We start from the raw sequence: 23,684 nt of genomic DNA, 5'->3' as shown, positions 1-23,684 counted from the left end.
AAATTCCCCGAAAAGTCTAAATAAACCCAGACCTCAGGCTAGCGCAGGCTCCTCACCCCTGCCACTTGGCAGCGTGTTTTCACAAGGTCGTGCGCTTTTCCCTCGTTATATCCGCCCGCGCGGACATTTCGCCCGCCTCCGGGTAATCCACCTGCACTAAAGACAGGCCCTTCGCCGGTGCCACTGGGATGCGAGAGGAGCGCTTGGTTTCCTGCAGCAACGCCGCGGCAAAGTCGACGTCCCTGCGGCCTTCCCCAACGCTTAAGCAACAGCCAACCAAAGAGCGCACCATCGACCAGCAGAAGGCGTCCGCGGTCACCCGGGCCTCAAAGAGCTGCGGTTCCTCCGGCGTCGAGACATCCTGCCAGCTAAATTCCTGTAATTCGCGAATGGTGGTGGCATTCGGCTTGGCCTTACAAAAGGCCGCAAAATCGTGCAGACCCACCAGCGCATTGGCCGCGTCTTGCATGGCCCCGATGTCTACCGGTTTGAACCATTCGGCCGTATCGCGCGCCCGCGTCGGCAGCGCACCCCGCGGGCTGGTGGTTATCCGGTACACATAATGCCTGCGCAGCGCAGAAAATCGGGCATCAAAACCTTCTGGCGCGAAATCGCAGCCGTGCACCCGGACGTCTTCCGGCAACAACTTGGCAAGCCTGCGCACCAACTTCCCGGGATCATTTGCTACGGACCGTTGCTCCAGCATCTCCTGCGGCACATCCACGTGCGCCACCTGCCCGCGAGCATGGACGCCCGCATCCGTACGCCCAGCTACCGTCAGCGGTACCTCCGTCCGAGCGATCATTGCTAGCTGCTCCTCGAGCACGCCTTGGACGGTGCGCAGTCCGCCCTTTTGCCTGGCCCATCCGTGAAAATCGGTGCCGTCATAGGCCAGATCTAACCGGATCCGAACGAATCCTTCTGCTGGTCCCTCATCTGCGATCGCTGCTGCTTCAGTCATGGTGGACCTAATGCTACCGGAGGCATCGGCGAGTTCCCGAAATGTGCAACCTCTCCTGCTACACCTCCCCTGTTCGTTTTGAGCAGAAAATGCAATATCTGAAGGCCGTATTTGCTCAGTTATTGCAGTGGAGGATGCGCATAGGAGGTTGAGCGTTGGGGGGTTGTACATAGGTGTCGTTGTGCATTGGAAATTGGGTGGCCTGCTGCATGGCGAAGCCGCACGATGGAGCCGCACGACGGAGCGGGACCGGGTATATGAGGTTCCACGTTCAAAACGACAAAGGCCGCCTTCCCGTGTCTCTTCGTAAAGAGAATGGGAAGGCGGCGATTGGGCGCTACTGCTGCGAGTAGTCGGTGCAATCCACGCGCGGCGTTGGGGCCGGCGCGGATTCAGCGGCCGAGGGAAATTACTTCTCCTCGGACTCCTCAGCAGAGGTGTTCTCAGCAGCGGTGTCCTCGGCCGGAGCCTCGGTCTCTGCAGCCTCGTCTGCCTGAGCTTCTTCAGCCTCAGCGGCCTTGGAAGCGGCAGCGCGGGTAGCGCGGTTAGCCTCGGAGGTCACGGTCTCCTCAAGAACGAGGGAGATCTGGGACATCGGGGCGTTGTCACCGGTGCGGTTGTCCAGCTTGATGGTGCGGGTGTAGCCACCCTCACGGTTCTCAAACTTCGGTGCAACCTCGTCGAACAGGTGGGAAACAACATCCTTGCGCGGGATGAGCTTCAGCACTGCGCGGCGGTCAGCAATGGTGCCGGACTTAGCCTTGGTGATGATCTTTTCGACGTACGGGCGAAGAACCTTCGCCTTGGCATCGGTGGTCTTGATGGCGCCGTGCTCGATCAGGCTAGCTGCCAAGTTGCTCAGCATGTGAGCTTGCTGCTTGGCGGAGCCACCGAGACGGGCACCCTTCTTCGGGGTAGGCATTGTTTACTCCTCGTGTGCGGTAAAAGTTGAGCGCGCGGCAACGAGTGCCGCAGTTCAGGGTGATTCTTTACTCGGAATCGTCCGCAGCCGGGTCCTTGAAGTCACCGGTTTCTGCGTCGTAGCCCTCGAGCTGGGTGGGGTCGAAGTCCTCAGGGGTATCCTTCAGAGCAAGGCCCAAGTTAGCCAGCTTGATCTTTACCTCATTAATCGACTTCTGACCGAAGTTGCGGATATCCAGCAAGTCGGACTCGGTGCATTCTGCAAGCTCGCCGACGGTGTGGATTTCCTGACGCTTCAGGCAGTTATAGGAGCGAACGGAGAAGTTCAAGTCCTCGATAGGCATGCCGTAGGCGGCGATGTACTCGGTCTCCTGCGGGGAGGGGCCGATCTCGATGCCTTCGGCTGCGTTGTTCAACTCGCGTGCCAGGCCGAACAGTTCGACCAAGGTGCCACCGGCAGAAGCCAGGGCATCGCGGGCGGAAATCGAGTTCTTGGTTTCGACGTCGATGGTCAGCTTGTCAAAGTCGGTGCGCTGCTCAACACGAGTAGCTTCGACCTTGTAGGAGACCTTCAGCACTGGGGAGTAGATCTGGTCGATTGGAATACGGCCGATTTCCCCAGAGGTTGCGGCAGCCGGGACGTAGCCACGGCCGCGCTCGACGACGAGCTCAATGTCCAGCTTAGCGGTGTCATTTAGCGAAGCGATGTGCAGATCCGGGTTGTGGATCTCCACGCCAGCCGGCGGCTGGATATCGCCCGCGGTGACATCACCAGGGCCTTCCTTGCTCAGGTACATAACCACCGGCTCATCGGAGTCGGAGGATAGGACCATGCTCTTGATGTTCAAGATGATCTCAGAAACGTCTTCCTTCACACCGTTGATGGTGGTGAACTCGTGGAGCACACCATCAATCTTGATGGAGGTTACCGCTGCGCCCGGGATGGACGACAGCAGGGTGCGACGCAGCGAGTTACCGAGGGTGTAACCAAAGCCCGGCTCGAGCGGTTCGATGACGAACTTGGAACGAGACGAGTCGATGAATTCCTCGGTGAGCTGAGGACGCTGGGAAATGAGCATTGCAATTCTCCTTTTCGGCGACCGCTATTTGACGCCGGTAGAGGGGGTAAAAATCTTGAGGTTGAAGATTCCTGATGGACCGCGTGGCCGTGAAGGGCCGTGCGGTATAACAGTTTACTTCGAGTAAAGCTCGACGATGAGCTGCTCTTGCAGCGGAATGTCGATCTGAGCGCGCTCGGGCAACTGGTGCACGAGGATGCGCAGCGTATCAGGAACGACCTGCAACCATGCCGGTACGTTGGCATCGATAAGAGCGTCCTGAGCGTCTTCGAACCATTCCATCTTCTGGGAACGCGGGCGGACATCGATGATGTCGTACTGCGTAACCCGGTAGGACGGGATGTTGATGTTCTTGCCGTTCACGGTGAAGTGACCGTGGGAAACGAGCTGGCGAGCCTGGCGGCGGGTGCGTGCCAGACCTGCGCGGTAAACCACGTTGTCGAGGCGGGTCTCCAGCAGGATGACCAGGTTGTCACCGGTCTTGCCCGGGAGGCGGTTAGCCTCGGTGTAGTAGCGGCGGAACTGACGCTCCAGCACACCGTAGGTGTACTTTGCCTTCTGCTTCTCCTGGAGCTGCAGCAGGTACTCAGATTCCTTGATGCGGTTGCGGCCAGCCTGTCCCGGAGGGTACGGGCGGCGCTCGAATGCCATGTCTCCGCCGACCAAGTCGACGCGAAGACGGCGGGATACGCGGGTAGCGGGGCCAGTGTAACGAGCCATTTTCTTACCTCTTTCCTTCCCTTAAACCTTGCGACGCTTGGTCGGACGGCAGCCGTTGTGCGGCTGTGGAGTTGCATCCGTGATCGAGGAAACCTCGAGGCCTGCAGCCTGCAGGGAACGGATGGCGGTCTCGCGGCCGGAGCCCGGACCCTTGACGAATACGTCAACCTTCTTCATGCCGTGGTCCATTGCCTTGCGTGCGGCGCTTTCAGCGGCCATCTGCGCAGCGAACGGAGTGGACTTACGGGAACCCTTGAAGCCAACGTGGCCAGAGGATGCCCAGGAGATAACAGCACCGGTCTGATCGGTGATCGAGACGATGGTGTTGTTGAAGGTGGACTTGATGTATGCGTGGCCCAGAGCCACATTCTTCTTGACGACGCGACGGCCGGAACGGCGTGCGCCGGAACGAGTCTTTGGAGGCATGAACTACTTCTTCTTTCCTGCGATCGTCTTCTTCGGGCCCTTACGAGTACGCGCGTTGGTCTTCGTACGCTGACCGCGTACCGGCAGACCGCGACGGTGGCGCAGACCCTTGTAGCTTCCGATTTCAATCTTGCGACGAATATCAGCCTGAACCTGGCGGCGGAGGTCACCCTCTACCTTCCAGGAGCCTTCAATTGCGTCACGCAGTGCCGAAACCTGTTCATCTTCCAGGTTGTCGGTGCGCAGGTCAGGAGAAATGCCAGTCTTTTCTAGCAATTCCTTGGCACGGGTTGGACCGATGCCGTAGATGTAGGTGAGAGCGACCTCCATACGCTTATTGCGTGGGAGGTCAACACCAGCTAGACGTGCCATAAGGCGTGTCCTTTCGGGTTGTTACGGCGGTTTTCTCCCCATCCGTCCCGCTCCATGCAACGCTTCGCCCGGACCGTGCCGGGGATCCTTGGGTTGCTTACCAGTGCGGGCTCAGGCCACCGTAGCCTGAGGTGTACAGGGACAAAGCTGTGCTTCACAAAGCAGCGCTTGCCCTTGGGTGAGGAGGCTGACTGTGTTTACTTGTAGCGGTAGACGATGCGTCCGCGGGTCAGGTCATAAGGAGACAGCTCTACGACGACGCGATCCTCCGGGAGGATGCGGATGTAGTGCTGACGCATCTTACCGGAAATGTGTGCAAGAACCTTGTGCCCATTGTCGAGCTCGACACGGAACATTGCGTTTGGCAAAGGCTCGACGATGCGACCCTCTACCTCAATTGCGCCTTCCTTAGCCATAACCTCTACTTTTCTGGCGACAGACAAGTACCTGTCACCTGCATGTTTGTTGTCTACTGCGGTGGTGCAAGCCAACCAGACCTACTGGCGCTATACACCGTCAAACCAGCATACGCTGCAGCGACACGATTTCCAAACCGTACGCTCTTTCCCCAATCCCCTACCCCGGTAGCAGAAAACTAAAAATACCCTCGCGCTCAGTTCCAGGTTCTGGAACAAAGCACGAGGGCGGGTGCGCTCACGCGGTGAGCTACACCGAATTAGTAGATATAGACCTTGTCACCAATCTGGACATCGTTCCAGTAGCGAACCGCTGCATCGTACGGCAGGTGGACGCAACCGTTGGAATCAACGTTGGTGTTGTCCAGGTGGAATGCGTGGCCGTTGTTGGTGAAGTAGATGGAGAACGGCATCGGCGCATTGTTGAACTCGCGGGAGATTTCGTCCTTCACCTTGCGGTTGACGTGGAAGGTACCGCGCGGGGTTTCCTCGCCCACCATGCCGGCGGACATGGATGGGGAAATGTAGGACACGTCGCCACCTTCCTGCAGCCAGGTGCGGCGGCCGTCAAGGTCGACACAAATCTTGGCGTCTGCCGGGCAGGAGCCGCGGTCGAATTGGTTAGCGCGGCGCTGCTCCTCCGCACGGCGCGCCGCCTCTTCAGCCTTCGCCTTTTCTTCCGCAATCTGCTGTGCGTGTGCGCGCTCAGCAGCCTCGCGAGCCTGGCGTGCTTCCTCGTTCTTCTGGGCCACTAGGCCCGGGAAGAGGAATTCCAGGGCGCTATCGACTGCGGACTGCACGTTCGGCACCAGTTCCGGGGTGTACTTCTCAGCCTGGTCCAGGATGTCATTGCGGGTCTGCCATGCCTGGTCGCGGGTCTGGCCGTGGAAGTTATCAAGCTGCTGCTGGGCCTGGGCAGTGAGCTGATCGAGGGAAGGGAGTTGCTGAGCAGAAGCTGCTGGAGCGCCGGCAATCGTGCTCAATGCCATGACGCCAGCCACTGCTGGTGCAGCAACGGTGGCACTTAACTTGCGGAGGCTGAATTTAGACATAGTGGTGAGTATAAACCTTTCAGGGGATTTACGCCTAGTTTAAGCGGCGATTTTTCAGGGAATATGTACTGGGAATTTATTAGTAGCGCCTGGTGAGGATGCGCGGGCCGTCCGCCGTCGCAGCTACCGTATGTTCCCAGTGGGCGGCAACGGAACCGTCGAGGGTGACCACCGTCCAGTCATCTTCTAGCACCGCACTATCGACGGTGCCCAAGGTGAGCATGGGTTCGATGGCCAGGACGGAACCTTCCTGAATGAGGGGCCCGCGGCCAGGCTTTCCCTCATTTTCCAAGTAGGGCTCTTCGTGCATGGTGCGGCCAATGCCATGTCCGCCGTAACCATCCACGATATAGAGGGATACGCCAAACTTGTCCTCGGCGCGGTAAGTCGCCTGCTCCAAGGCGTGGGAGACGTCCGTCAGGCGGTTGCCCGGGACCATCGCCTGCAGCCCTTCCATGAGCACCCATTCGGTCGCTGCATTCAATGCCGCAACGTCCGGATCGGGTTCGCCGATGGGAAAGGACCACGCGCTGTCTCCTACCCACCCATCGAGGGTGGCGCCGCAGTCGATGGAGACGAGGTCGGCATCGGCAAGCACCGTCTTAGCGTCCGGGATGCCGTGCACGATGACATCGTTGACGGAGGAGCAAATGGAGCCCGGAAAGCCTTCGTAGCCCTTAAAGGTAGGGGTGGCACCGGCATCGCGGATGGTCTGTTCCGCCACCGCATCGAGCTCGAGCGTGCTCACCCCCGGCGCCGCCGCGGCGCGGACTGCTTGCAGCGCCTTGCCGACGATCTCGCCGGCCGCCTGCATAGCATCCAGCTCGCCCGGGGTGCGGGCGGGAATGCGCTTGGTGCCGCGCCGAAAAGCCATTACTTGCCCAGCGCTTCCATGGCGCGGGCGTTGATCTCTTCGACGGAGCCTTCTGCCTTGATGGGGATGATGGCATCGCCGTAGTGCTCGATGAGCGGGAAGGTCTCATCGCGGTAGACACCCAGGCGGGTGCGGATGGTTTCCTCGTTATCGTCGGCGCGGCCGCGGGCCATCATGCGCTCAACAACGACGTCCTCAGAAACCTCGAAGTTCAACACACCGTCGAGCTTTTCGCCCTTTTTGGACAACAGCTCTTCCAGGATGTCTGCCTGCTCGGTGGTGCGCGGGAAGCCGTCCAAGAGGAAGCCATTCTTGGCGTCGTCTTGGCTGAGGCGCTCTTCTACCATGCGCGCGGTGACATCGGTAGGCACGAGCTTGCCGGCGTCGATATAGGACTTCGCCTCAACGCCCAGCGGGGTGCCCTCGCCAATATTGGCGCGGAAGAGGTCACCGGTAGAGATGTGCGGAACGCCGAGCTTTTCGCTCAGGATTGCTGCTTGGGTGCCTTTGCCAGCACCGGGAGGGCCGAGAAGTACAAGACGCATTATTTCAGTAGTCCTTCGTAGTTGGATTGGAGAAGTTGAGATTCAATTTGCTTGACCGTGGTCAAGGCCACGGAGACCATAATCAAGATGGCCGTACCGCCAAAGGCGGAGGTGCCGGCGGCCGAAGAGTGGCCAACGCCAAGGTCCAGCAGGATATTCGGCAGGATGGCGATCAACGCCAAGTACAGGGCACCGACGCTCAGCAGGCGGTTCATGACAAAGCCGAGGTACTCCGCGGTGGGGCGGCCCGGGCGGATGCCTGGGATGAAGCCACCGTACTTCTTCATGTTATCGGCTTGCTCGGCGGGGTCGTACTGCACCGAGACGTAGAAGTATGCGAAGAAGATGGTCAGCAGGAAGTACAAGACGATGTACTGCCAAGACGACGGCGCCTGCAGGTGCGCAATAACGTTGCGCTGCCACCAGTTATCCGGGGTGTGCACGGAGCTGGAGTTAACGATCTGCGTGATCAGCACCGGCATGTAGATAAGCGAGGAGGCGAAGATGACCGGGATAACGCCGGCCTGGTTGACCTTGAGCGGCAGGTAGGTGGAAGAACCACCGTACTGGCGCCGGCCCACCATGCGCTTGGCGTATTGCACCGGAATGCGGCGCTGGCCCTGCTCGATGAAGGTAATGCCGACGACCAGGACGATAAGGCCGGCCAGCACCATGGCAAAGACCATGCCGCCGTTGTTTTGCAGGATATTCATGCCATCGGTAGGCAGGCGCGTCGCAATGCCGGCGAAAATGAGCAGGGACATGCCGTTGCCAATGCCCTTTTCCGTAATCAACTCGCCCATCCACATCACGAGGACGGCACCGGAGGTCATCGTCACCACCAGCAGGATGAGGGTGAAGAAGTTGCGGTCTTCCGCCAAGACCGGCACGCCCTGGCCCAGCAGCTGCTCGCGGTCCGCCAGCGCGACGATGCCGGAGGATTGCAGCAGCGCCAAGGCGAGCGTGAGGTAGCGGGTGTACTGGGTCATTTTCGCCTGCCCAGACTGACCTTCCTTCTTCAGCTGCTCAAAGCGCGGGATGACCACGGTCAGCAGCTGCACGATAATGGACGCCGTAATGTAGGGCATGATGCCGATGGCAAAGATCGACAGCTGCAAAAGGGCGCCACCAGAAAACAGGTTAATCACGGAGTAGAGGTCTCCGGACTCCTCTGTCAGCTGACGCAGGCGCCCTGCAATTGACGCGTAATCTACACCCGGCGACGGGATCTGTGCACCGATGCGGTACGCAATGATCATCACGATGGTGAAGATGATCTTCTTGCGTAGGTCGGCATCCTTAAAAGCCTGCAAAATGGCGGACACTACAAAATCCTCCTGGCCTACCGCTGTCACGCGCGAATCTTAAGGATTCTTATCGCAGCAACACACGGAGGTGGACACTCTATGGCTCCCGCAGGGCTCCACATCTTCCTCACTTGGCGTTAAGAAGTAAAGACAAGGAGTCCCAAAGGAACGGTGGAACACTTTTGACCCCATAACCCTACCAGCCTTATATCTGCGCGCCACATCTAACCCGCATTATGTGACAATGATTGCCTATTCTTTCGCGCTTATTCCGCTGGGGGTTTACCATGTTAATTATTGCCCTGCGCAATTTTTTACCCGTAGTTTTCCGGCCTGGCGGTCCCTAAACGCCAAGGTCGTTATTGGTGTGAACCCAACGTTGCGAAAGAAGTCTGAATGAGCAAAAAATTCACGCCGATGACCGTTGCTGAGATCATCGACGTCTTTATCCCTAGTCCCAACCCCTTCCGCTGGGAGGCCTTTGATGGCTCGGCCACCGGCCCTGCCGATGCCGATTACAAGGTCACCATCAATAGCCTCGGCGGACTTGCTTATATTGCCACCCACCCAGGCGATGTCGGATTCGCCCGCGCCTACGTCACCGACGGCATCTCTGTAGAAGGCGAGCACCCCGCCCACCCGTACGGCATCTTCAATGCCCTGCATGCCATGTATGACAAGTTCGAAAAGCCCGGCGCTAAAGACTTGGCCCGCGTGATTCGTTCGCTGGCTTCCATGGGCGCCTTCCACATCCAGCCGGTGCCTGAGGTAGAACGTGCCTCCTGGCTGCGCCGCAAGCTGCACGATGGCCTGTCCAAGCACTCCAAGGAGCGCGATGCCGACGTCATTTCTGATCACTATGACGTGGGCAATGACTTCTACGAGCTCTTCTTGGGCGATTCCATGACCTATACCTGCGCCTACTTCCCCACCCCGGATGCCACCTTGGAGGAAGCGCAGGAAAACAAGTACCGCCTCATCTTTGACAAGCTGCGCCTGAAAGAAGGCGACACCCACCTGGATGTAGGCTGTGGCTGGGGAGGCATGGTGCGCTACGCCGCCCGCCGCGGCGTGAAGTCCATCGGCGTGACCTTGTCGCAGGAGCAAGCCGAGTGGGGCCAAAAGAAGATCGAGGAAGAAGGCCTACAGGATCTGGCTGAGGTCCGCTTCATGGACTACCGCGATGTCACCGAAGAAGGCTTTGATGCCATCTCCGCCATCGGCATCATCGAGCACATCGGCGTGCAGAACTACAATGACTTCTTCAAGTTCATGTACAGCAAGCTCAAGGTCGGCGGATTGATGTTGAACCACAACATCACCTACCCGGATAACCACAAGACGCCCAAGGGCGGGTTCATCGACCGCTACATCTTCCCCGATGGCGAGCTCACCGGTTCCGGCAACGTCACCAAGGCCATGCAGGACAATGGCTTCGAGGTCTTCCACACCGAATCCCTGCGCTTTGATTACATGCGCACCCTGCACGAGTGGTGCGAGAACTTGAAGGAGAACTGGGAAGAGGCATGCGATTTGGTCGGCCTGCCCACCGCGCGCCTCTACGGCATCTACATGGCCGGCTCGGAGTGGGGCTTCGAGCGCAATATCATTAACCTCTACCACTTCTTGGGCATCAAGCTCGGCGAGGCCGGCTCCCGCGCCGGCGTTCCTGAGCGCCGTTGGTGGGAAGACAGCCGCTTTTAAAAGGAGCCCATATGACCCTTTTGGATCACTTACGCGAGCGCGTTTCTGCCCTGCAGCCGCGCCCGGTCGATGCCGTGCGCATCGAGCCCGTGGGCTGGCAGGCCCACCGCGCCGGCGTCGATACCTTGCTGCGCAGCTTCCGCGAGGTCCCCGCCGGCAAGCGCGTGCGCCTGGCCAAAAATACCTCTAACCTCTTCCGCGGCCGCAGCGAGAATCAGATAGGCCTTGATGTCTCCGGCCTGGGCGGGGTCATCGAGGTCGATCCCCTCGCCCGCACTGCCGATGTGCAGGGCATGTGCACCTACGAGGACTTGGTTGATGCCACCTTGCCGCACGGCCTCATGCCGTTCGTGGTTCCGCAGCTAAAAACCATCACCCTGGGCGGCGCGGTGACCGGCATGGGCGTGGAGTCCACTAGCTTCCGCAACGGCCTGCCGCACGAGTCCGTCATCGAGATGGATATCCTCACCGGCACCGGCGAGATCCTTACCTGCTCGCGCGAGCAGAACGTCGATCTCTTCCGCCTCTTCCCCAATTCCTACGGTTCTCTGGGCTACGCGGTGCGCCTGAAGATCGAGCTCGAGCCCGTGCCGCCCTACGTGGAGCTGCGCGAGCAGCGTTTCCACACGGTGGAGGAGGCAAGCCGCATGCTTGCCGATGTCTCCGTCAGCCACACCCACGAGGGTGAGACCGTCGATGGGCTAGATGGCGTGGTCTTTTCTGAGGACGAGGCTTACCTCGTCTTCGCGCGCTTTACCGATGAGGAGGGCCCTACCTCCGATTACACGCGGAATAAGATCTACTACCGCAGCCTGCAGCACGCCCAGGGAATGCGGCGCGACCGGCTTACCATCCGCGACTATATCTGGCGCTGGGATACTGACTGGTTCTGGTGCTCGCGTGCCTTTGGCGCCCAGAATCCCAAGGTGCGCAAGGTGTGGCCGCGCGAGCTGCGCCGCAGCTCCTTCTACTGGAAGCTCGTGCGCCTGGACCGAAAGTACGAGTTGGAGTACAACTTCATCAAAAAGCCGCACGGCAAGCCGCGCGCCGAGCGCGTGGTCCAGGATATTGAGGTCACCCCGGAAAACCTTCCGGAGTTCCTCCACTGGTTCTTCCAGGCCTCCGATATCCAGCCCGTGTGGCTGTGCCCCATCCGCCTGCGCGATGGCGTGGGCGAACTCGTGGGCAGCGGCGACATTGCCGCCGAGTCCCAGGACCCCTGGCCGCTGTATCCGCTGCGCCCCGGCAAGACGTGGGTCAACGTCGGCTTTTGGTCCGGTGTGGATGGCGATCACGTCGATCCCAGCGCCCCCGGCAACGGCGCCTTCAACCGCGTCATTGAAGAAAAGGTCAATGACTTGGGCGGCCACAAGTCGCTGTACTCCGAGGCCTTCTACTCCCGCGAGCGGTTCGAGGAACTCTATGGTGGGAAGCTTCCCGATGCCATCAAGGCCGTAACGGACCCCGATGACCGCTTCCCCGGCCTTTTTGAAAAGACCGTGGACGAGGCATAGGACGGCTCCCAAAACCACATAAGGGTGGAACGCTCGTGAAAGCGTTCCACCCTTTTTGCAGCTACGGGCCCAATCTCTGACGAGGCCCGAGGCTTAAATCAGCGCGATTACTGCTCCTGGGCCACCTGCGCGGTCTCAGCGTTATCCGGCTGGGACAGCTGCGGGTTGGCGTCAACGGGGCCGGTGGAGCCGGCGAGCGCCAGCACAGCGGAGATGACAGCGGCAAGGAATGAAGAAATGGACGACATAGCAAACTCCTAGCTAGTAGGGATGAGTGTTTACGGTGATAACACTACCACTGCCATGCATACGTCCGCATAGATCGACTACACCCCCTCGCCCCGCACACAAGGTGCGAGGAAAGGGGGTGTAGTTAGTCTCTAGTCCAGATTACTTGGTGTTGGCGGAACCGCCAGCAGCCTCAATCTTTTCTACAGCGGACTTGGAGAACTTGTCTGCGGTGACGTTCAACTTAACGTTGATGTCGCCGCTGCCCAGAACCTTGACCGGCTGGTTAGCGCGGACGAGGCCAGCAGCTGCGATGTCAGCAACGGTGATGTCGCCGCCATCGGCAAACTTCTCGGCCAAGTCAGCCACGTTAACAACCTGGTACTCAACGTGGTTCGGGTTCTTGAATCCCTTGAGCTTAGGCAGACGCATGTGGATGGGCATCTGTCCACCCTCGAAAGCAGCGGGAACCTGCTTACGAGCGCCGGTACCCTTGGTACCGCGACCAGCGGTCTTACCCTTGGATGCCTCACCGCGGCCAACGCGGGTCTTGGGCTTGTTTGCTCCTGCGGTTGGGCGCAGGTCGTGCAGCTTGATGATATCAGCCATGGTTTACTCCCCTGCCACTTCTTCGACGGTGACCAGGTGGCGAACCTTGTGAACCATGCCGCGGATGATCGGGGTGTCCTGCTTAACAACGGACTGACCGATGCGCTTGAGGCCCAGAGCCTCAATGTTCTTGCGGTGGTTCGGCTTGGTGCCCACCAGGCCCTTTACCTGTGTAATCTTCAGAGCCATTGTTTATGCCTCCTGACCTGCGCGCTTGCGCAGCATACGGGCCGGGGTGACCTCTTCGATGGACTTGCCGCGGCGTGCGGCAACCTCTTCGGGGCGGACCAGCTGCTTGAGGCCGTCCACGGTAGCGCGGACGACGTTGAGTGCATTGTCGGAGCCCAGGGACTTCGACAGAATGTCCTGCACGCCAGCGCATTCGAGCACCGGACGAGCAGCACCGCCGGCGATGACACCAGTACCAGGAGCGGCAGGCTTCATCATGACGATGCCCGCTGCGTCGCGACCCTCTACCGGGTGGGTGATGGTGCCGGCAACCATAGGTACGCGGAAGAAGTTCTTGCGAGCCTCTTCTGCACCCTTCTGGATTGCAGCCGGAACTTCCTTAGCCTTGCCGTAGCCAACGCCTACCTGACCCTGGCCGTCACCAACGACGACGAGAGCGGTGAAGGACATGTTGCGGCCACCCTTAACGGTCTTGGAGACGCGGTTGATGGTCACAACGCGCTCGATGTACTTATCGCGCTCGTTGTCCTGCTGGTTACGACGATCGTTGCGACGGCCGTTGCCGCCGCGGTTGTTCTTGTTGTTCTCGGCGGAGCGTCCGCCGTCACGCTGTTCACGGTCCGACATTACGCGATCCTTCCGTTGATGTTTCCGTTGACGATGATCATTAGAACTTCAGACCACCTTCACGTGCGGCGTCTGCCAGCGCAGCGACGCGGCCGTGGTACTTGTAGCCTGCGCGGTCAAAGACGACCTGCTCAATGCCAGCGGCCTTGGCGCGCTCAGCAATCAGTTCGCCCACCTTGGCAGCCTTTGCCTTCTTATCGCCCTCGAGTGCACGGATGTCCGCTTCCATGGAGGATGCGGAGGCCAGGGTGTGGCCTGCCAGGTCATCGATGACCTGGACGTGCATGTGGCGCGAAGAGCGGTGCAGGACCAAGCGCGGGGACTCAGGGGTGCCACGCAGGGTCTTACGGATACGGAAGTGGCGGCGTGCGCGTGCTTCGCGACGACGAGAAGAAATGTCCTTGCCGACTGGAGTGCGCTTCGTGTTTTCAGTGTTTGCCATTGCTTACTTACCCGTCTTTCCGACCTTGCGACGGATCTGCTCGCCTTCGTAGCGAATACCCTTGCCCTTATAAGGATCGTCCTTACGCAGGCGACGGATATTAGCGGCGATCTGTCCGACTAGTTGCTTGTCAATACCGGTAATGGACAGCTTGGTGTTGCCGTCCACTGCGAAGGTGATTCCCTCCGGAGCCTTGATGAGGATCGGGTGGGAATAGCCCAGGCTGAATTCCAGGTCCTGGCCCTTTTGCTGCACACGGTAGCCGACACCAAAGATTTCCATCTTGATGGTGAAGCCCTCGGTCACGCCGATGACGGCGCTGTTGAGCAGCGAGCGGGACAGGCCGTGCAGTGCACGGTGCTTGCGGTGATCATCAGGGCGGGAAACGGTCAAGATGCCGTCTTCCACGTTGATGGTGATCGGATCCGGAACGTTTACGCTCTGGGTACCCTTAGGGCCCTTGACCTCAACGTCTTGGCCGTTGATGTTGATTTCGACGCCGTTTGGTACGGCGATCGGTGCTAGACCGACTCGAGACATGTGTCAAACCTCCCTTTACCAGACGTAGGCGAGAACTTCTCCGCCTACGCCCTTCTCCTCAGCCTGACGGTCAGTCAGCACACCGTGGGACGTGGAAATGATAGCCACGCCCAGGCCGCCCAAGACCTGTGGCAGTTCGGTGGACTTTGCATACACACGCAGACCCGGCTTAGACACGCGACGCAGACCAGACAGGGAACGCTCGCGGTTGTTGTACTTCAGCTCGAGGGACAGGGTGTGGCCCTCAACGGTGTAGTCAGCGATGTAGCCTTCCTGCTTCAAGATGTCAGCAATATTTGCCTTCAACTTGGAGGTAGGCATCGACACAACGTCGTGGTGTGCGTTACTTGCGTTACGCACGCGCGACAGCATGTCGGCAATAGGATCAGTCATAGTCATATGAGTGACCGTGTACCTTTCTCGTTGCGGTTCCCGTGCTCACCAAAGCGTTTTCCGTGTGATTTCGGGCTACTCACGCTCCTCACGGTCAATACCGCAAGGCGCTCGCCACCCTTTGATTCAGACAACGGTCCGCTATAAACGGCGAGGGGCCTACAACAAAGTTGATGTTCAATTCTTTTTCGGCTCTGCGTTTAACCAGCTCAGCACGCAAAACCCGCAGGGCTTCGCGCGTGCACCGGCTGCAGCGCAGGCACGCCGGAACACTTTACGCCATATCCTGCGGTTTTCCAAATAAATCCCCTGCATTCATTACAGTCGGATACAGCGCCACATAGTTGAGGAGTAGTTGAGATGAATACCGAGAACGAAGATCCGATCCGCACCGCCCACCAATGGCTCGAAGAAGCCGCGCGGCTATTAAACCTCGAGCCCCATGAGGCCACGGCGCTAACCCGGGAACTGCTGGATTTAACCAAGGACGTGGCCCATACCCAATCGCGGCCGGCAGCACCGTTGACGGCGTTCGTGGTGGGGTTGGCATCGGCAAGCACGGCAGAAGCCAAGGTAAATATCGAAACCCTCAAGGAGGCGCTGAAGTAATGGCCGGACGCAAGAATGCCACCTTTGCCGTCACGAAGGTGCGCCTGGGCGAGCACGCGCAGGTAGATACCCGCGCCGATACCGTCGCCGGTGAGGAGCCGCTTGAGATTCGCGTGGGTGGGCAGACCATCACCACCACCATGCGCACCCCGGGCCACGATATTGAGCTGGCGCACGGTTTCCTCCACTCCGAGGGGCATATTGCCGCGCTTTCCGATGTCACCACTGCCCGCTACTGCGCCGGTTCCACCGTCGAGGGCATGAATACCTATAACCTGCTGGACATAGACTTGGTGAAGAATACGCCGTTGGACTTGAGCGATCTCCGCTTGACCACGACGACCTCCGCCTGCGGCGTGTGCGGTACCTCGTCTATCGAGGCGCTGGCGAAGAAGTCTCGCTACCCCATCCCCCAGATCCCCGTGGACCCACAGCTGGTGGTCCAGCTGCCGGAGAAACTGCGCGCCGCCCAAAAGGAATTCCGCAAGACCGGTGGAATCCACGCCGCCGGCGCCTTTACCCTCGAGGGCGAGCCGGTGGTCATCCGGGAGGACATCGGCAGGCACAACGCCGCCGATAAAGTCATTGGCCACCTGCTCATGGAAGAGCGCCTGCCCGCCGATGACCTCATTTTGGTCATGAGCTCCCGCGCCAGTTTCGAGCTGGTTCAAAAGGCCGCCATGGCCGGTTTTGGCATGCTGGTTGCCGTCAGCGCCGCCTCTTCCCTTGCCGTAGAGACCGCCCGCGAGACCGGCATGGCGCTAGTGGGCTTTGCCCGCGCCGATCGCTTTAACCTTTATTCGGGCACGCTGGCCTAGTCGCGGTAGTCCTCCGGCCCATTATTGAGCCAGGCGTAGACCCCGCCGATGAGCAGGCCGCCGCCGATGAAATTGCCAATCCACACCAGCGTCCAGTTGAGGGCGACGTTGCCAACGGTCAGCGCTGCTGGCAGCGGATCGCTGCCGAAGAAGGTGAGCGCAAAGAGGCAGAAATTGGCAATGACGTGCTCGAGGCCCAAGCCCACGAAGATGCCGATGATCGGGACGATGACGATGAACTTCGACACGATTTCCTTGGCAAAGACCGCGCCAACGATGCCCATATTGACCACGAAGTTCGCGGCTACGCCCTCTACGAGCATTCCCTGCGGGGATTTGGTCAGCTTACCCTCAGAGATGGTGACCAACAGGTGCGAGGGATCCATATTCGCGAGCTTGGCGGACATCCCCATGACGGCGGCAAAGATGATGGCGCCGACGAGGTTAAAGATCGTGGTAATAAGCAGTACATAGAAGGCCTTGCCCCAGGAAAGGTGCTTCTGCATCGCCCCGTAGACCATGTACATCATGTTGCCGGTGGCCAGCTCCGCGCCGAGGATAACGATGGCAAAGAGGCCTAGGCCGAAGAACAGGGCAAAGGTCACGGACCCCAGGCCCGGGGCAAGCCCTTCCACCGCTTGGCCTACGACGCCGGCAAATACGGTACCGATGCACAAATAGACACCGGCGAGGATTGCGCGGACAGAAAAGCGTGAAAATGATTGATCGAGTAGGGCGGCCTTTTTCAGGGATCCGGCCTTTGCAGCTTCGTTGAGAGACACGGTTTTTATTTTCCTTATTTAACTGTGGTTATACGGACAAGAGAATCACGGATTATCGTAGCGTGTTGCGCATTCCCCGCGTCAATAAACAGTAAATAGAAATTATTACTATAAACTTGGTTCACACCCACCCCTATTGTCCCCATTTTCCTCGGAGGTCGCATGGACCACCAAGACCGGCCACGGAGGGAGAGGCCCCAACGTTCTGCGGCGCACTCGCGCCACTCGGCGGCACCAGAAAGCAACACTGCCGCTACGTCCTATTCCCGCAGGACCCGCAGCACGCGCCCCCGGCCATCGACCAGCGATGCCAAAGGAACCCAGCCCAGGCGCTCCGGCAGGCACCGCTCCGACGATCGCGATTGGCGGAAGGCCGAAAACCACGCGCGCCGCATCCAGCGCCGCTACCCCAACCGCCGCCTCGAGGAGACCTCTTTGCCTCGGCACCGGAAGAAGCCTTCCGGATGGGATCGCGTCAAAGATGCGTGGAAGTCTTCCTGGGTCCTCCGTATCGCGGCCGGCATCGTGGTAACCCTGCTGGTCATCAGCTCCATCGATCGCAGCATCAGCCCGCCGGAAGGGCTGGAGACCAACGAGGTCACGGCGGAACAGGCCCCCGTCATTGAGCCATCCGCCGCGGTAGAGATGTTCATTCCCGCCATCGATGTCCATGCGAAGTTCGACGATGATAATTGCCGCGTGCTCGATGGCGCCATCAACCCTGACACCATGGATAAGGCCTGCACTTATACCGCCGATGATCGCCCGTATTCCCTACCGGGAACCAATGCCGAGGATATCGTCGTCATCGCCGGACACACCGGCGCGGGTGTGCCTGCCGTATTCAATAAGCTTTACGATGGCGCTGCCAACGAGCACAAGGTCAGCATCGGCGATAAGCTCTACGTCCGCACCAAAAATTCCGACCAAAATTGGCTCATCTACACCGCAACCGATCTCCACGACCCCGATAAACAGGGCTTGGCCGGTGACTCCAGCGTATGGGGCGAGGACGCGATGCCAGGCAGGCTGCTGACGATTAGCTGCATCCAGCCCGCTAACCCCCTCGAGGCCGCCGTGCGCAATGCCGTCGTGGGCTGGCAATACGAGGGCACCACCCATACCGCAGAAGATAAGAAGGCTTAATCGCCGAGCACTCCTCCGCCGCTTACTCCCCCGAACCCCGCAGTCCCTACTTCCACCGCCGGAAGTAGGGACCTTTCATATCCTCCCTTTCCCCAGCGCACCAGCACATTTTTCCTTACCTCACTACATGTACCGATAACGGTTTGCAATAGTGTAATATTCGTTTGAATCTACATAAAAGTTCACTGCCTTTAACCTTGGGAGAACCTTATGCCTTTGCGCACTTCATTTGCGCGCCTTGCCACCATAGTGATGGCCTTGGCGCTCGCGTTATTCCACGCTCCCCTCGCCCTCGCTGGCGACGCCCCGATTGTCCGCACCCAAACACACGTGGATTCCCCGCACGCGGTGTGGCAGGACGGGAACTTCAAGCTCATGTCCAATAGTGCGGGCCTCGTCCCCATCGAGGACACGATCAACTGGGTTAGCCACGGCCGCATGGATGGCGGCCTAGGAGCCTATGCCTGGCGCGTTCCCAATGACCCGCGCTTTGATTTCCTTAAGGCCAAAGATAACCAGCTCATGTACTACGGCGGCCCCGCGGTAGGCTTCCCGAAAGACACCATGCCCATCTGGGCTGGATTCGGCGCCGCCGCGGATCTGCCTACCGATCAATTCCGCGATAAATCCTTCAACATGGAGATCGTGGACTTTAAGGGTCCCGGCCGCATGGAGCTATTTAGGTACAACGGAGAGGACTACCCCCTCAACCGCCTCTGGTCCTCCCACGATCCGGGATTCCGTACCACATGGGTTAACGCGGGAACGCATACGCATAACGCCACAACGTTTACCCGCCCCGGCCACTACGAGGTAACCTATCGCGCCTCTGCACGAAAGAAGGATGGCACCTTCATCCACTCCCAGCCCCAAACCCTGGTCTGGCAGGTAGGCGGGACCAACCCCGCCGAGCGCACGATCACCGACCTTGATGCTGCCTTTAACGATGCCAAGTCTGAAGGCTCCGCAGCCGAAGATTCCGAGTCCAATGCCCCTATGTTTAAGATGGCTCCCTCCACGGCCGATACCAAGGGCGCGAAGGAAGGCATCCTCACCACGCTCTCCCTCGATACGGGAAACGCCAAAGACACCGGCCGCGCCGTCTTCACCATCAACGGCCACTACCTTGCCGAGCGCAAGGTAGAAGGTGGTAAGGCCTCGTGGGATGAAATGATCGGTGAAGAAAAATCCGATTTCCAAGCCATCTTTATCCCTGACGATAATTCCCCAAGCCCACGCTGGGTATCCGAACCCGTGGAGTTCTGGACCAGCGCCGTCACCGCCAAGGAAAGGGCCGCTAAAGATGACGAGGCTTTTACAACAAAGAGCGGCGAGCTTCCTACTCCCGAAATAGAAGAGATAGAGCCGTTTGAGACAGAGCCCCTTGAGATCACGAGCTCAGATATCACCGTGTCCACCAGCGAGGTGTATGGCAAGGAGGACAAAAATATCGACATCACCGTAGAGCCCGAGGATGACCGCACCACGGTGCGCGTTACCGGCGGCTTTTACAAGGTAAATGGCGAACCGATGACCAGCCTGCCGGAAAAGCATATTGCAGATTGCGAAATCGGCTTTACTTCTGGACCGGGCCAAAGGACGAGCAGGCAACTCATCGATAGCTGTAAGCAGCCCGGCTACCAGCTCATGCTACGCATAGTTCCTGACTCACGCTCCGATGCCGGCGGCGCCACGCTATTTAGCCATACACACAAAGATGCTTATAAGCCGATAGCTGAGACCACCGTCTCGTTCGCAGATGCTCCCGATTCCGCAGACCCGCAGGAACCCGAAGGATCGGAAGAAGCAGAAGACTCCAACGCGCCAAAGAAGCCGCAGGGTTCGGAAGAAGCAGAAGGGTCAGAGGATTCCGCCCCAACCGAAGAGTCTTCCCCTGAAGCACCTTCCACGACCCCGAAGCCTTCTGTTCCCAATGCCCCCAAACCCAAACCGCAGGGCCCGAAGGATAAGGACACCCCCCAACAAGGAGCTCAATCTGCACCGAGGCCACGTCGATATCGCCCCAATCCACGAGGACGGTGAGCTGCACCTAGGCATCAAGGACGAGACGAACCTGTACCACATTGGTGCAATCTGGCGTAAGCCTTCCGATGTCTTTTTCACCGTTCCCAAGCAGGTCAAGACCACCGTGAACAAGGACATTCCGCACTTTGGAAAGAAAGGCAGCGCTGCCTACGTCCTGCCAGAGACACAGCGCACCGGAGTGGTGTGGCCGGGAATAAGTACCGAGGATGCTTACAAGGACACCAAGAAGAATTACACCTTTACCTTCACCCCCGTCAAAGCCCCGAAGGACGGCGAATGGTTGGCTTACCTGGCTGATCAAACCGGCCTGGACCAGCGCCTTGCCGGCAGCGATGGTACGCATTCCTATACCACCGAAGGTCCTGACCACATGCACCTCAACTGGGCATTCAACAAGCCCGGTACGTATGAAGTTGGTGTCACGGTCGCCGAACAAGACGGCAAAACCGCGAAAAATGCCATTCTGCGCTTCAAGGTAGCTACCGAGGATTCATCATCTGCTACCCCACCCACCACTGGGAACGACAATGCCACTGAAGGCGGCTCCAATGGCAGCACTGATGGCACGACCGACAACAACGCCCCATCGAAGGAACCAACCCCAGAATCACCGGAACCTGCTCCCAGCGAAGAGCCGTCCAAAAAGCGTGAGATCACCAAAGGTCACATCGACTTCGGGCCAAAGGTTGTGGACAATAAGCTCGGTTTCTATGTCAACGAAGACGACCGCCACAACGTGCCTGAAGACGTCGCGCTGCGCATCCACGATGCACGCCGCGTTACGGTCGCTGACTCTTTGGCTAAGACGCTGTCCTTCACCGGGATGGTAAAGACTGGCTCAACGATTTATCACCTGCCATTGCAACAGGACCATAACGCTGTCTGGCCGGGCTGGGACACGATCAAGGTCGGGCAAGACTACCGTGACGCTGCTATCGAGGTTCGTCCTAAGTCAGCGCCTACGGACGGACAATGGTGGGCCGGACACACTGCCTCCCTGAACACACCGGAACGCACCTTAGCCGATAGCAAAGGTACCCATACGATTAAGGGCGTTGAGGATGGTCCTTTCCATGTCCACGCGCACTGGATCTTTACCGAACCGGGCCGCTATGAGATAGACATGCGCACCGTCAACAACAACGGCGACAAACTCACCGACTGGCACACCGTGACCTTCCTCGTAGGTGATTCAACCACCCAGCCCGGTGGAAATGACTCCGAGGAAGAAGGCGAAAAGGAAAAGGACAAGCCTGCTGGCTCCTCGCAGGATAAGCAGCCAGGTGCTACCAAGCCAGATAAGGGTTCGAATAGCACCGGTACTAATAAGCCGAGCTCTGATAAGTCCAAGGCTTCCAACTCGTCTGGCTCGAATGCGGGCGCCAAGGCATCCAAGGGAAATGGCACTGGGAAGTCGGAAGGCTCCAGCAAATCCACTACTGCTAAGGGTGCAGGCGGTGGATCTGGCCCGGGCTCCGGCTCCAGTGGAGGCTCCTCCAGCTCCCACAACGGTGCACTAGCCTCTACGGGTGCCAATGTTGGTTGGGTTCTCGTGCTCGCCGCACTCTTTATTGCCGGCGGCATAATGTTGGTGGAAAAGCGCTCTAAGGACAGCCAGTAGGCCTTAAGCTCCAGAGGTCGTTGCACCGCTCCTCTGCAACGACCTCTTACCGGGGAACTGTTCGATTCCTTAGAATCCACCACTGACATTTAAAACTAGAAAATCCCAACTCCTTGCAGGGAGTTGGGATTTTTTAGCGCTCTATTTACTTGAACGGGAAGCCGAGCTCGCGCAGGAGCTTACGGCCTTCTTCGTCGTTGGTAGCGCTGGTAACGACGGTGATGTCCATACCACGGGGACGATCGATCTTGTCGATGTCGATTTCGTAGAACATGGACTGCTCAGACAGACCGAAGGTGTAGTTACCGTGGCCGTCGAACTGCTGGTCAGACAGACCGCGGAAGTCACGAATACGTGGCAGCGCGATGGTCAGCAGACGGTCCAAGAACTCCCACATGCGGTCGCCACGCAGGGTAACGCGTGCACCGATGGGCATGCCTTCGCGCAGCTTGAAGTTTGCGATGGACTTCTTCGCGCGACGCAGCTGTGGCTTCTGACCGGTGATAGCGGTCAGGTCCTCGAGAGCGCCATTGATGACCTTGGAGTCACGGGCAGCTTCGCCAACACCCATGTTGACGACGACCTTGGTGACGCCAGGGATCTGCATGACGTTGTCGTAGTTGAACTCTTCGTTCAGGTTCTTGCGGATTTCCTCGCGGTAGCGAGTCTTCAGACGCGGGGTGTAGTTCTCGCTCATTTTTAGATGTCCTTCCCGTTGCTACGCGCGATACGGACCTTTTTGCCGTTCTCGTCGAAACGGTAGCCCACGCGGGTCGGGTTGCCCTCGGAGTCAACGATCGCCACGTTGGACACGTGGATCGGAGCTTCTTGGGTAACAATTCCGCCGGACTCGGCGCCACGCTCGGTAGCGGAGTTTGCGACGTGCTTCTTGATGCGGTTAACGCCCTCAACGAGGACCTTTTCGCGCTTCGGGTATGCCTCGATGACCTTGCCCTTCGCACCCTTATCTGGGCCCGAAATGACAATCACCATATCTCCCTTATGGATCTTCATAAGATTAGATCACCTCCGGTGCTAGAGAAACGATCTTCATGAAACGCTTGTCACGAAGTTCACGAGCAACCGGGCCGAAGATACGGGTACCGCGAGGTTCGCTATCGCCCTTCAGAATAACTGCAGCATTCTCATCAAAGCGGATGTAGGAACCGTCTGGACGACGGGTTTCCTTCTTCGCGCGGACGATAACTGCCTTAACTACATCGCCTTCTTTTACGCTACCGCCTGGAACAGCGTCCTTGACGGTCGCGACGATTACGTCGCCGATGCCAGCGAAGCGTCGGACGGAGCCACCGAGAACGCGGATGCACAAAAGCTCACGTGCACCAGAGTTGTCGGCGACGCGCAGACGCGATTCTTGCTGAATCACTATGGGTCTCCTGACCTGGATTGATGTGCGACAAGATTTCCGTCCTTGCCACACGCGGTCTACAAACTTGCTGTGCTCGAGCCTTTACAACGAACACCGTAAAGCGTCGATGGGTCTCGGACCGGCGATTCGGAAACGCACCGCTACGGACCGACCAGCTCTCGCAACCTATACATTGAACCACAAGGCTTAACTACTTCCAAAACACCGCAAACGCAGCGCTTTGACTCCGCCAATCACCCCCATGGAGGTGTAGCACTCTTACTTCTGACAATGTACTACATTTCGATTTTCTGAAATTCTGTTAATTAAGTGCGCAAAACTTACGTTACCTGCAATTTTAGTACTCCATCCAC

General features: G+C 58.8%; 29 protein-coding genes. 7 read left to right on the top strand and 22 right to left on the bottom strand.

Features of this window, described 5'->3' with window-relative positions; genetic code table 11:
- Positions 1-79: 79 nt before the first annotated feature.
- From truA to secY, 11 genes are all read right to left on the bottom strand, one after another.
- Entirely contained in the window at positions 80-961 is an 882-nt protein-coding gene (truA, locus tag EL217_RS02155; RefSeq protein ID WP_126318296.1) for a tRNA pseudouridine(38-40) synthase TruA, read from the bottom strand.
- A gap of 409 nt (positions 962-1,370) precedes the next feature.
- On the bottom strand, positions 1,371-1,883 hold the full coding sequence (gene rplQ, locus EL217_RS02150) for a 50S ribosomal protein L17 (RefSeq protein ID WP_005277082.1): 513 nt from the start codon (positions 1,881-1,883) through the stop codon (positions 1,371-1,373).
- Positions 1,884-1,950: 67 nt separating this feature from the next.
- A complete protein-coding gene (locus tag EL217_RS02145; protein ID WP_005277080.1) occupies positions 1,951-2,961 on the bottom strand; it encodes a DNA-directed RNA polymerase subunit alpha in 1,011 nt (336 codons plus the stop codon).
- Positions 2,962-3,075: 114 nt separating this feature from the next.
- Complete coding sequence (gene rpsD / locus EL217_RS02140; protein ID WP_023016758.1) at positions 3,076-3,681, bottom strand: 30S ribosomal protein S4; 606 nt, start codon at positions 3,679-3,681, stop codon at positions 3,076-3,078.
- Between the two features lie 21 nt (positions 3,682-3,702).
- On the bottom strand, positions 3,703-4,107 hold the full coding sequence (gene rpsK / locus EL217_RS02135) for a 30S ribosomal protein S11 (RefSeq protein ID WP_005277076.1): 405 nt from the start codon (positions 4,105-4,107) through the stop codon (positions 3,703-3,705).
- Positions 4,108-4,110: 3 nt separating this feature from the next.
- Positions 4,111-4,479, bottom strand: a complete 369-nt coding sequence (gene rpsM, locus EL217_RS02130; protein ID WP_005281309.1) for a 30S ribosomal protein S13 — start codon at positions 4,477-4,479, stop codon at positions 4,111-4,113.
- A 197-nt stretch (positions 4,480-4,676) separates the two neighbouring features.
- Complete coding sequence (infA, locus tag EL217_RS02125) at positions 4,677-4,895, bottom strand: translation initiation factor IF-1 (protein WP_003854422.1); 219 nt, start codon at positions 4,893-4,895, stop codon at positions 4,677-4,679.
- Positions 4,896-5,155: 260 nt separating this feature from the next.
- A complete protein-coding gene (locus EL217_RS02120; protein ID WP_005277016.1) occupies positions 5,156-5,947 on the bottom strand; it encodes a L,D-transpeptidase in 792 nt (263 codons plus the stop codon).
- 79 nt (positions 5,948-6,026) lie between these two features.
- Positions 6,027-6,821, bottom strand: coding sequence for a type I methionyl aminopeptidase (gene map / locus EL217_RS02115; RefSeq protein ID WP_126318294.1), 795 nt, complete (start codon positions 6,819-6,821; stop codon positions 6,027-6,029).
- A complete protein-coding gene (locus EL217_RS02110) occupies positions 6,821-7,366 on the bottom strand; it encodes an adenylate kinase (protein ID WP_126318292.1) in 546 nt (181 codons plus the stop codon). Before EL217_RS02110 ends, map begins: the two co-directional genes overlap by 1 nt.
- Positions 7,366-8,691, bottom strand: coding sequence for a preprotein translocase subunit SecY (secY, locus tag EL217_RS02105; RefSeq protein WP_023030124.1), 1,326 nt, complete (start codon positions 8,689-8,691; stop codon positions 7,366-7,368). The genes EL217_RS02110 and secY overlap by 1 nt, the downstream gene beginning before the upstream one ends.
- A 378-nt stretch (positions 8,692-9,069) precedes the next feature.
- Between secY and EL217_RS02100 the strand changes: the two genes are divergently transcribed.
- Together EL217_RS02100 and EL217_RS02095 are read left to right on the top strand one after the other, a co-directional pair.
- Positions 9,070-10,377, top strand: a complete 1,308-nt coding sequence (locus EL217_RS02100) for a class I SAM-dependent methyltransferase (protein ID WP_126318290.1) — start codon at positions 9,070-9,072, stop codon at positions 10,375-10,377.
- A gap of 11 nt (positions 10,378-10,388) precedes the next feature.
- A complete protein-coding gene (locus tag EL217_RS02095; protein ID WP_126318288.1) occupies positions 10,389-11,891 on the top strand; it encodes an FAD-binding oxidoreductase in 1,503 nt (500 codons plus the stop codon).
- A gap of 107 nt (positions 11,892-11,998) precedes the next feature.
- Here the strand turns inward: EL217_RS02095 and EL217_RS11210 are convergent, their stop codons facing one another.
- The 7 genes from EL217_RS11210 to rpsH all read right to left on the bottom strand — a co-directional run bounded on the left by EL217_RS11210 (position 11,999) and on the right by rpsH (position 14,925).
- Positions 11,999-12,139: a hypothetical protein gene (locus EL217_RS11210; RefSeq protein WP_005277003.1), complete on the bottom strand. Its 141-nt coding sequence runs from the start codon at positions 12,137-12,139 to the stop codon at positions 11,999-12,001.
- Positions 12,140-12,281: 142 nt separating this feature from the next.
- Positions 12,282-12,728: a 50S ribosomal protein L15 gene (gene rplO / locus EL217_RS02090; RefSeq protein ID WP_005277000.1), complete on the bottom strand. Its 447-nt coding sequence runs from the start codon at positions 12,726-12,728 to the stop codon at positions 12,282-12,284.
- 3 nt (positions 12,729-12,731) lie between these two features.
- Positions 12,732-12,917 (bottom strand): 50S ribosomal protein L30, encoded by a 186-nt coding sequence (gene rpmD, locus EL217_RS02085; protein ID WP_005276997.1) that lies wholly within the window; start codon positions 12,915-12,917, stop codon positions 12,732-12,734.
- A gap of 3 nt (positions 12,918-12,920) precedes the next feature.
- On the bottom strand, positions 12,921-13,544 hold the full coding sequence (rpsE, locus tag EL217_RS02080) for a 30S ribosomal protein S5 (protein ID WP_005276995.1): 624 nt from the start codon (positions 13,542-13,544) through the stop codon (positions 12,921-12,923).
- A 40-nt stretch (positions 13,545-13,584) separates the two neighbouring features.
- Positions 13,585-13,986, bottom strand: coding sequence for a 50S ribosomal protein L18 (gene rplR / locus EL217_RS02075; protein WP_023016753.1), 402 nt, complete (start codon positions 13,984-13,986; stop codon positions 13,585-13,587).
- A 3-nt stretch (positions 13,987-13,989) separates the two neighbouring features.
- Positions 13,990-14,526 (bottom strand): 50S ribosomal protein L6, encoded by a 537-nt coding sequence (rplF, locus tag EL217_RS02070; RefSeq protein ID WP_005276991.1) that lies wholly within the window; start codon positions 14,524-14,526, stop codon positions 13,990-13,992.
- A gap of 15 nt (positions 14,527-14,541) precedes the next feature.
- Entirely contained in the window at positions 14,542-14,925 is a 384-nt protein-coding gene (rpsH, locus tag EL217_RS02065) for a 30S ribosomal protein S8 (RefSeq protein WP_005276990.1), read from the bottom strand.
- Positions 14,926-15,279: 354 nt separating this feature from the next.
- Between rpsH and EL217_RS02060 the strand changes: the two genes are divergently transcribed.
- Positions 15,280-15,528: a DUF6457 domain-containing protein gene (locus tag EL217_RS02060; RefSeq protein WP_023030121.1), complete on the top strand. Its 249-nt coding sequence runs from the start codon at positions 15,280-15,282 to the stop codon at positions 15,526-15,528.
- Entirely contained in the window at positions 15,528-16,346 is an 819-nt protein-coding gene (gene fdhD / locus EL217_RS02055) for a formate dehydrogenase accessory sulfurtransferase FdhD (RefSeq protein ID WP_023030120.1), read from the top strand. The genes EL217_RS02060 and fdhD overlap by 1 nt, the downstream gene beginning before the upstream one ends.
- Here fdhD and EL217_RS02050 read toward each other — a convergent pair.
- The gene (locus EL217_RS02050) at positions 16,343-17,128 is read right to left on the bottom strand and encodes a formate/nitrite transporter family protein (RefSeq protein ID WP_126318286.1); all 786 of its coding nucleotides are present in this window, start codon (positions 17,126-17,128) and stop codon (positions 16,343-16,345) included. The two genes, fdhD and EL217_RS02050, sit on opposite strands and share 4 nt — an antisense overlap.
- 162 nt (positions 17,129-17,290) lie before the next feature.
- On the opposite strand from EL217_RS02050, the gene EL217_RS02045 reads away from it, so the two are divergent.
- From EL217_RS02045 to EL217_RS11305, 3 genes are all read left to right on the top strand, one after another.
- A complete protein-coding gene (locus EL217_RS02045) occupies positions 17,291-18,274 on the top strand; it encodes a hypothetical protein (RefSeq protein WP_126318284.1) in 984 nt (327 codons plus the stop codon).
- Between the two features lie 216 nt (positions 18,275-18,490).
- A complete protein-coding gene (locus EL217_RS11310) occupies positions 18,491-20,317 on the top strand; it encodes a choice-of-anchor M domain-containing protein (protein ID WP_232018360.1) in 1,827 nt (608 codons plus the stop codon).
- Positions 20,208-21,941 (top strand): choice-of-anchor M domain-containing protein, encoded by a 1,734-nt coding sequence (locus EL217_RS11305; RefSeq protein ID WP_232018357.1) that lies wholly within the window; start codon positions 20,208-20,210, stop codon positions 21,939-21,941. The genes EL217_RS11310 and EL217_RS11305 overlap by 110 nt, the downstream gene beginning before the upstream one ends.
- A 145-nt stretch (positions 21,942-22,086) precedes the next feature.
- On the opposite strand, the gene rplE is transcribed toward EL217_RS11305, so the two are convergent.
- Genes rplE through rplN form a run of 3 tightly spaced genes read right to left on the bottom strand, consistent with a single transcriptional unit; the run spans position 22,087 to position 23,328 of the window.
- Complete coding sequence (gene rplE, locus EL217_RS02035; RefSeq protein ID WP_005276969.1) at positions 22,087-22,638, bottom strand: 50S ribosomal protein L5; 552 nt, start codon at positions 22,636-22,638, stop codon at positions 22,087-22,089.
- Positions 22,639-22,640: 2 nt separating this feature from the next.
- Positions 22,641-22,955 (bottom strand): 50S ribosomal protein L24, encoded by a 315-nt coding sequence (gene rplX, locus EL217_RS02030; RefSeq protein ID WP_005276967.1) that lies wholly within the window; start codon positions 22,953-22,955, stop codon positions 22,641-22,643.
- 4 nt (positions 22,956-22,959) lie between these two features.
- Positions 22,960-23,328 carry a 50S ribosomal protein L14 gene (rplN, locus tag EL217_RS02025; RefSeq protein ID WP_121910625.1) on the bottom strand — a complete coding sequence of 123 codons (369 nt, stop codon included), beginning with the start codon at positions 23,326-23,328 and terminating at the stop codon, positions 22,960-22,962.
- Between the last annotated feature and the right edge of the window lie 356 nt (positions 23,329-23,684).

The sequence above is a fragment of the Corynebacterium segmentosum genome (genome assembly GCF_900637825.1).
GTDB lineage: Bacteria > Actinomycetota > Actinomycetes > Mycobacteriales > Mycobacteriaceae > Corynebacterium > Corynebacterium accolens.
Note: the sequence above shows the minus strand (reverse complement) of the source record. Positions and strands in the feature narration are given on the sequence as shown.

What these genes read in the sequence shown, in the direction of transcription:
- truA (WP_126318296.1), bottom strand. Translation starts at nt 961, where the DNA reads ATGACTGAAGCAGCAGCGATCGCAGATGAGGGACCAGCAGAAGGATTC.
- rplQ (WP_005277082.1), bottom strand. Translation starts at nt 1,883, where the DNA reads ATGCCTACCCCGAAGAAGGGTGCCCGTCTCGGTGGCTCCGCCAAGCAG.
- EL217_RS02145 (WP_005277080.1), bottom strand. Translation starts at nt 2,961, where the DNA reads ATGCTCATTTCCCAGCGTCCTCAGCTCACCGAGGAATTCATCGACTCG.
- rpsD (WP_023016758.1), bottom strand. Translation starts at nt 3,681, where the DNA reads ATGGCTCGTTACACTGGCCCCGCTACCCGCGTATCCCGCCGTCTTCGC.
- rpsK (WP_005277076.1), bottom strand. Translation starts at nt 4,107, where the DNA reads ATGCCTCCAAAGACTCGTTCCGGCGCACGCCGTTCCGGCCGTCGCGTC.
- rpsM (WP_005281309.1), bottom strand. Translation starts at nt 4,479, where the DNA reads ATGGCACGTCTAGCTGGTGTTGACCTCCCACGCAATAAGCGTATGGAG.
- infA (WP_003854422.1), bottom strand. Translation starts at nt 4,895, where the DNA reads ATGGCTAAGGAAGGCGCAATTGAGGTAGAGGGTCGCATCGTCGAGCCT.
- EL217_RS02120 (WP_005277016.1), bottom strand. Translation starts at nt 5,947, where the DNA reads ATGTCTAAATTCAGCCTCCGCAAGTTAAGTGCCACCGTTGCTGCACCA.
- map (WP_126318294.1), bottom strand. Translation starts at nt 6,821, where the DNA reads ATGGCTTTTCGGCGCGGCACCAAGCGCATTCCCGCCCGCACCCCGGGC.
- EL217_RS02110 (WP_126318292.1), bottom strand. Translation starts at nt 7,366, where the DNA reads ATGCGTCTTGTACTTCTCGGCCCTCCCGGTGCTGGCAAAGGCACCCAA.
- EL217_RS02100 (WP_126318290.1), top strand. Translation starts at nt 9,070, where the DNA reads ATGAGCAAAAAATTCACGCCGATGACCGTTGCTGAGATCATCGACGTC.
- EL217_RS02095 (WP_126318288.1), top strand. Translation starts at nt 10,389, where the DNA reads ATGACCCTTTTGGATCACTTACGCGAGCGCGTTTCTGCCCTGCAGCCG.
- EL217_RS11210 (WP_005277003.1), bottom strand. Translation starts at nt 12,139, where the DNA reads ATGTCGTCCATTTCTTCATTCCTTGCCGCTGTCATCTCCGCTGTGCTG.
- rplO (WP_005277000.1), bottom strand. Translation starts at nt 12,728, where the DNA reads ATGGCTGATATCATCAAGCTGCACGACCTGCGCCCAACCGCAGGAGCA.
- rpmD (WP_005276997.1), bottom strand. Translation starts at nt 12,917, where the DNA reads ATGGCTCTGAAGATTACACAGGTAAAGGGCCTGGTGGGCACCAAGCCG.
- rpsE (WP_005276995.1), bottom strand. Translation starts at nt 13,544, where the DNA reads ATGTCGGACCGTGAACAGCGTGACGGCGGACGCTCCGCCGAGAACAAC.
- rplR (WP_023016753.1), bottom strand. Translation starts at nt 13,986, where the DNA reads ATGGCAAACACTGAAAACACGAAGCGCACTCCAGTCGGCAAGGACATT.
- rplF (WP_005276991.1), bottom strand. Translation starts at nt 14,526, where the DNA reads ATGTCTCGAGTCGGTCTAGCACCGATCGCCGTACCAAACGGCGTCGAA.
- rpsH (WP_005276990.1), bottom strand. Translation starts at nt 14,925, where the DNA reads ATGACTATGACTGATCCTATTGCCGACATGCTGTCGCGCGTGCGTAAC.
- EL217_RS02060 (WP_023030121.1), top strand. Translation starts at nt 15,280, where the DNA reads ATGAATACCGAGAACGAAGATCCGATCCGCACCGCCCACCAATGGCTC.
- fdhD (WP_023030120.1), top strand. Translation starts at nt 15,528, where the DNA reads ATGGCCGGACGCAAGAATGCCACCTTTGCCGTCACGAAGGTGCGCCTG.
- EL217_RS02045 (WP_126318284.1), top strand. Translation starts at nt 17,291, where the DNA reads ATGGACCACCAAGACCGGCCACGGAGGGAGAGGCCCCAACGTTCTGCG.
- EL217_RS11305 (WP_232018357.1), top strand. Translation starts at nt 20,208, where the DNA reads ATGCCCCCAAACCCAAACCGCAGGGCCCGAAGGATAAGGACACCCCCC.
- rplE (WP_005276969.1), bottom strand. Translation starts at nt 22,638, where the DNA reads ATGAGCGAGAACTACACCCCGCGTCTGAAGACTCGCTACCGCGAGGAA.
- rplX (WP_005276967.1), bottom strand. Translation starts at nt 22,955, where the DNA reads ATGAAGATCCATAAGGGAGATATGGTGATTGTCATTTCGGGCCCAGAT.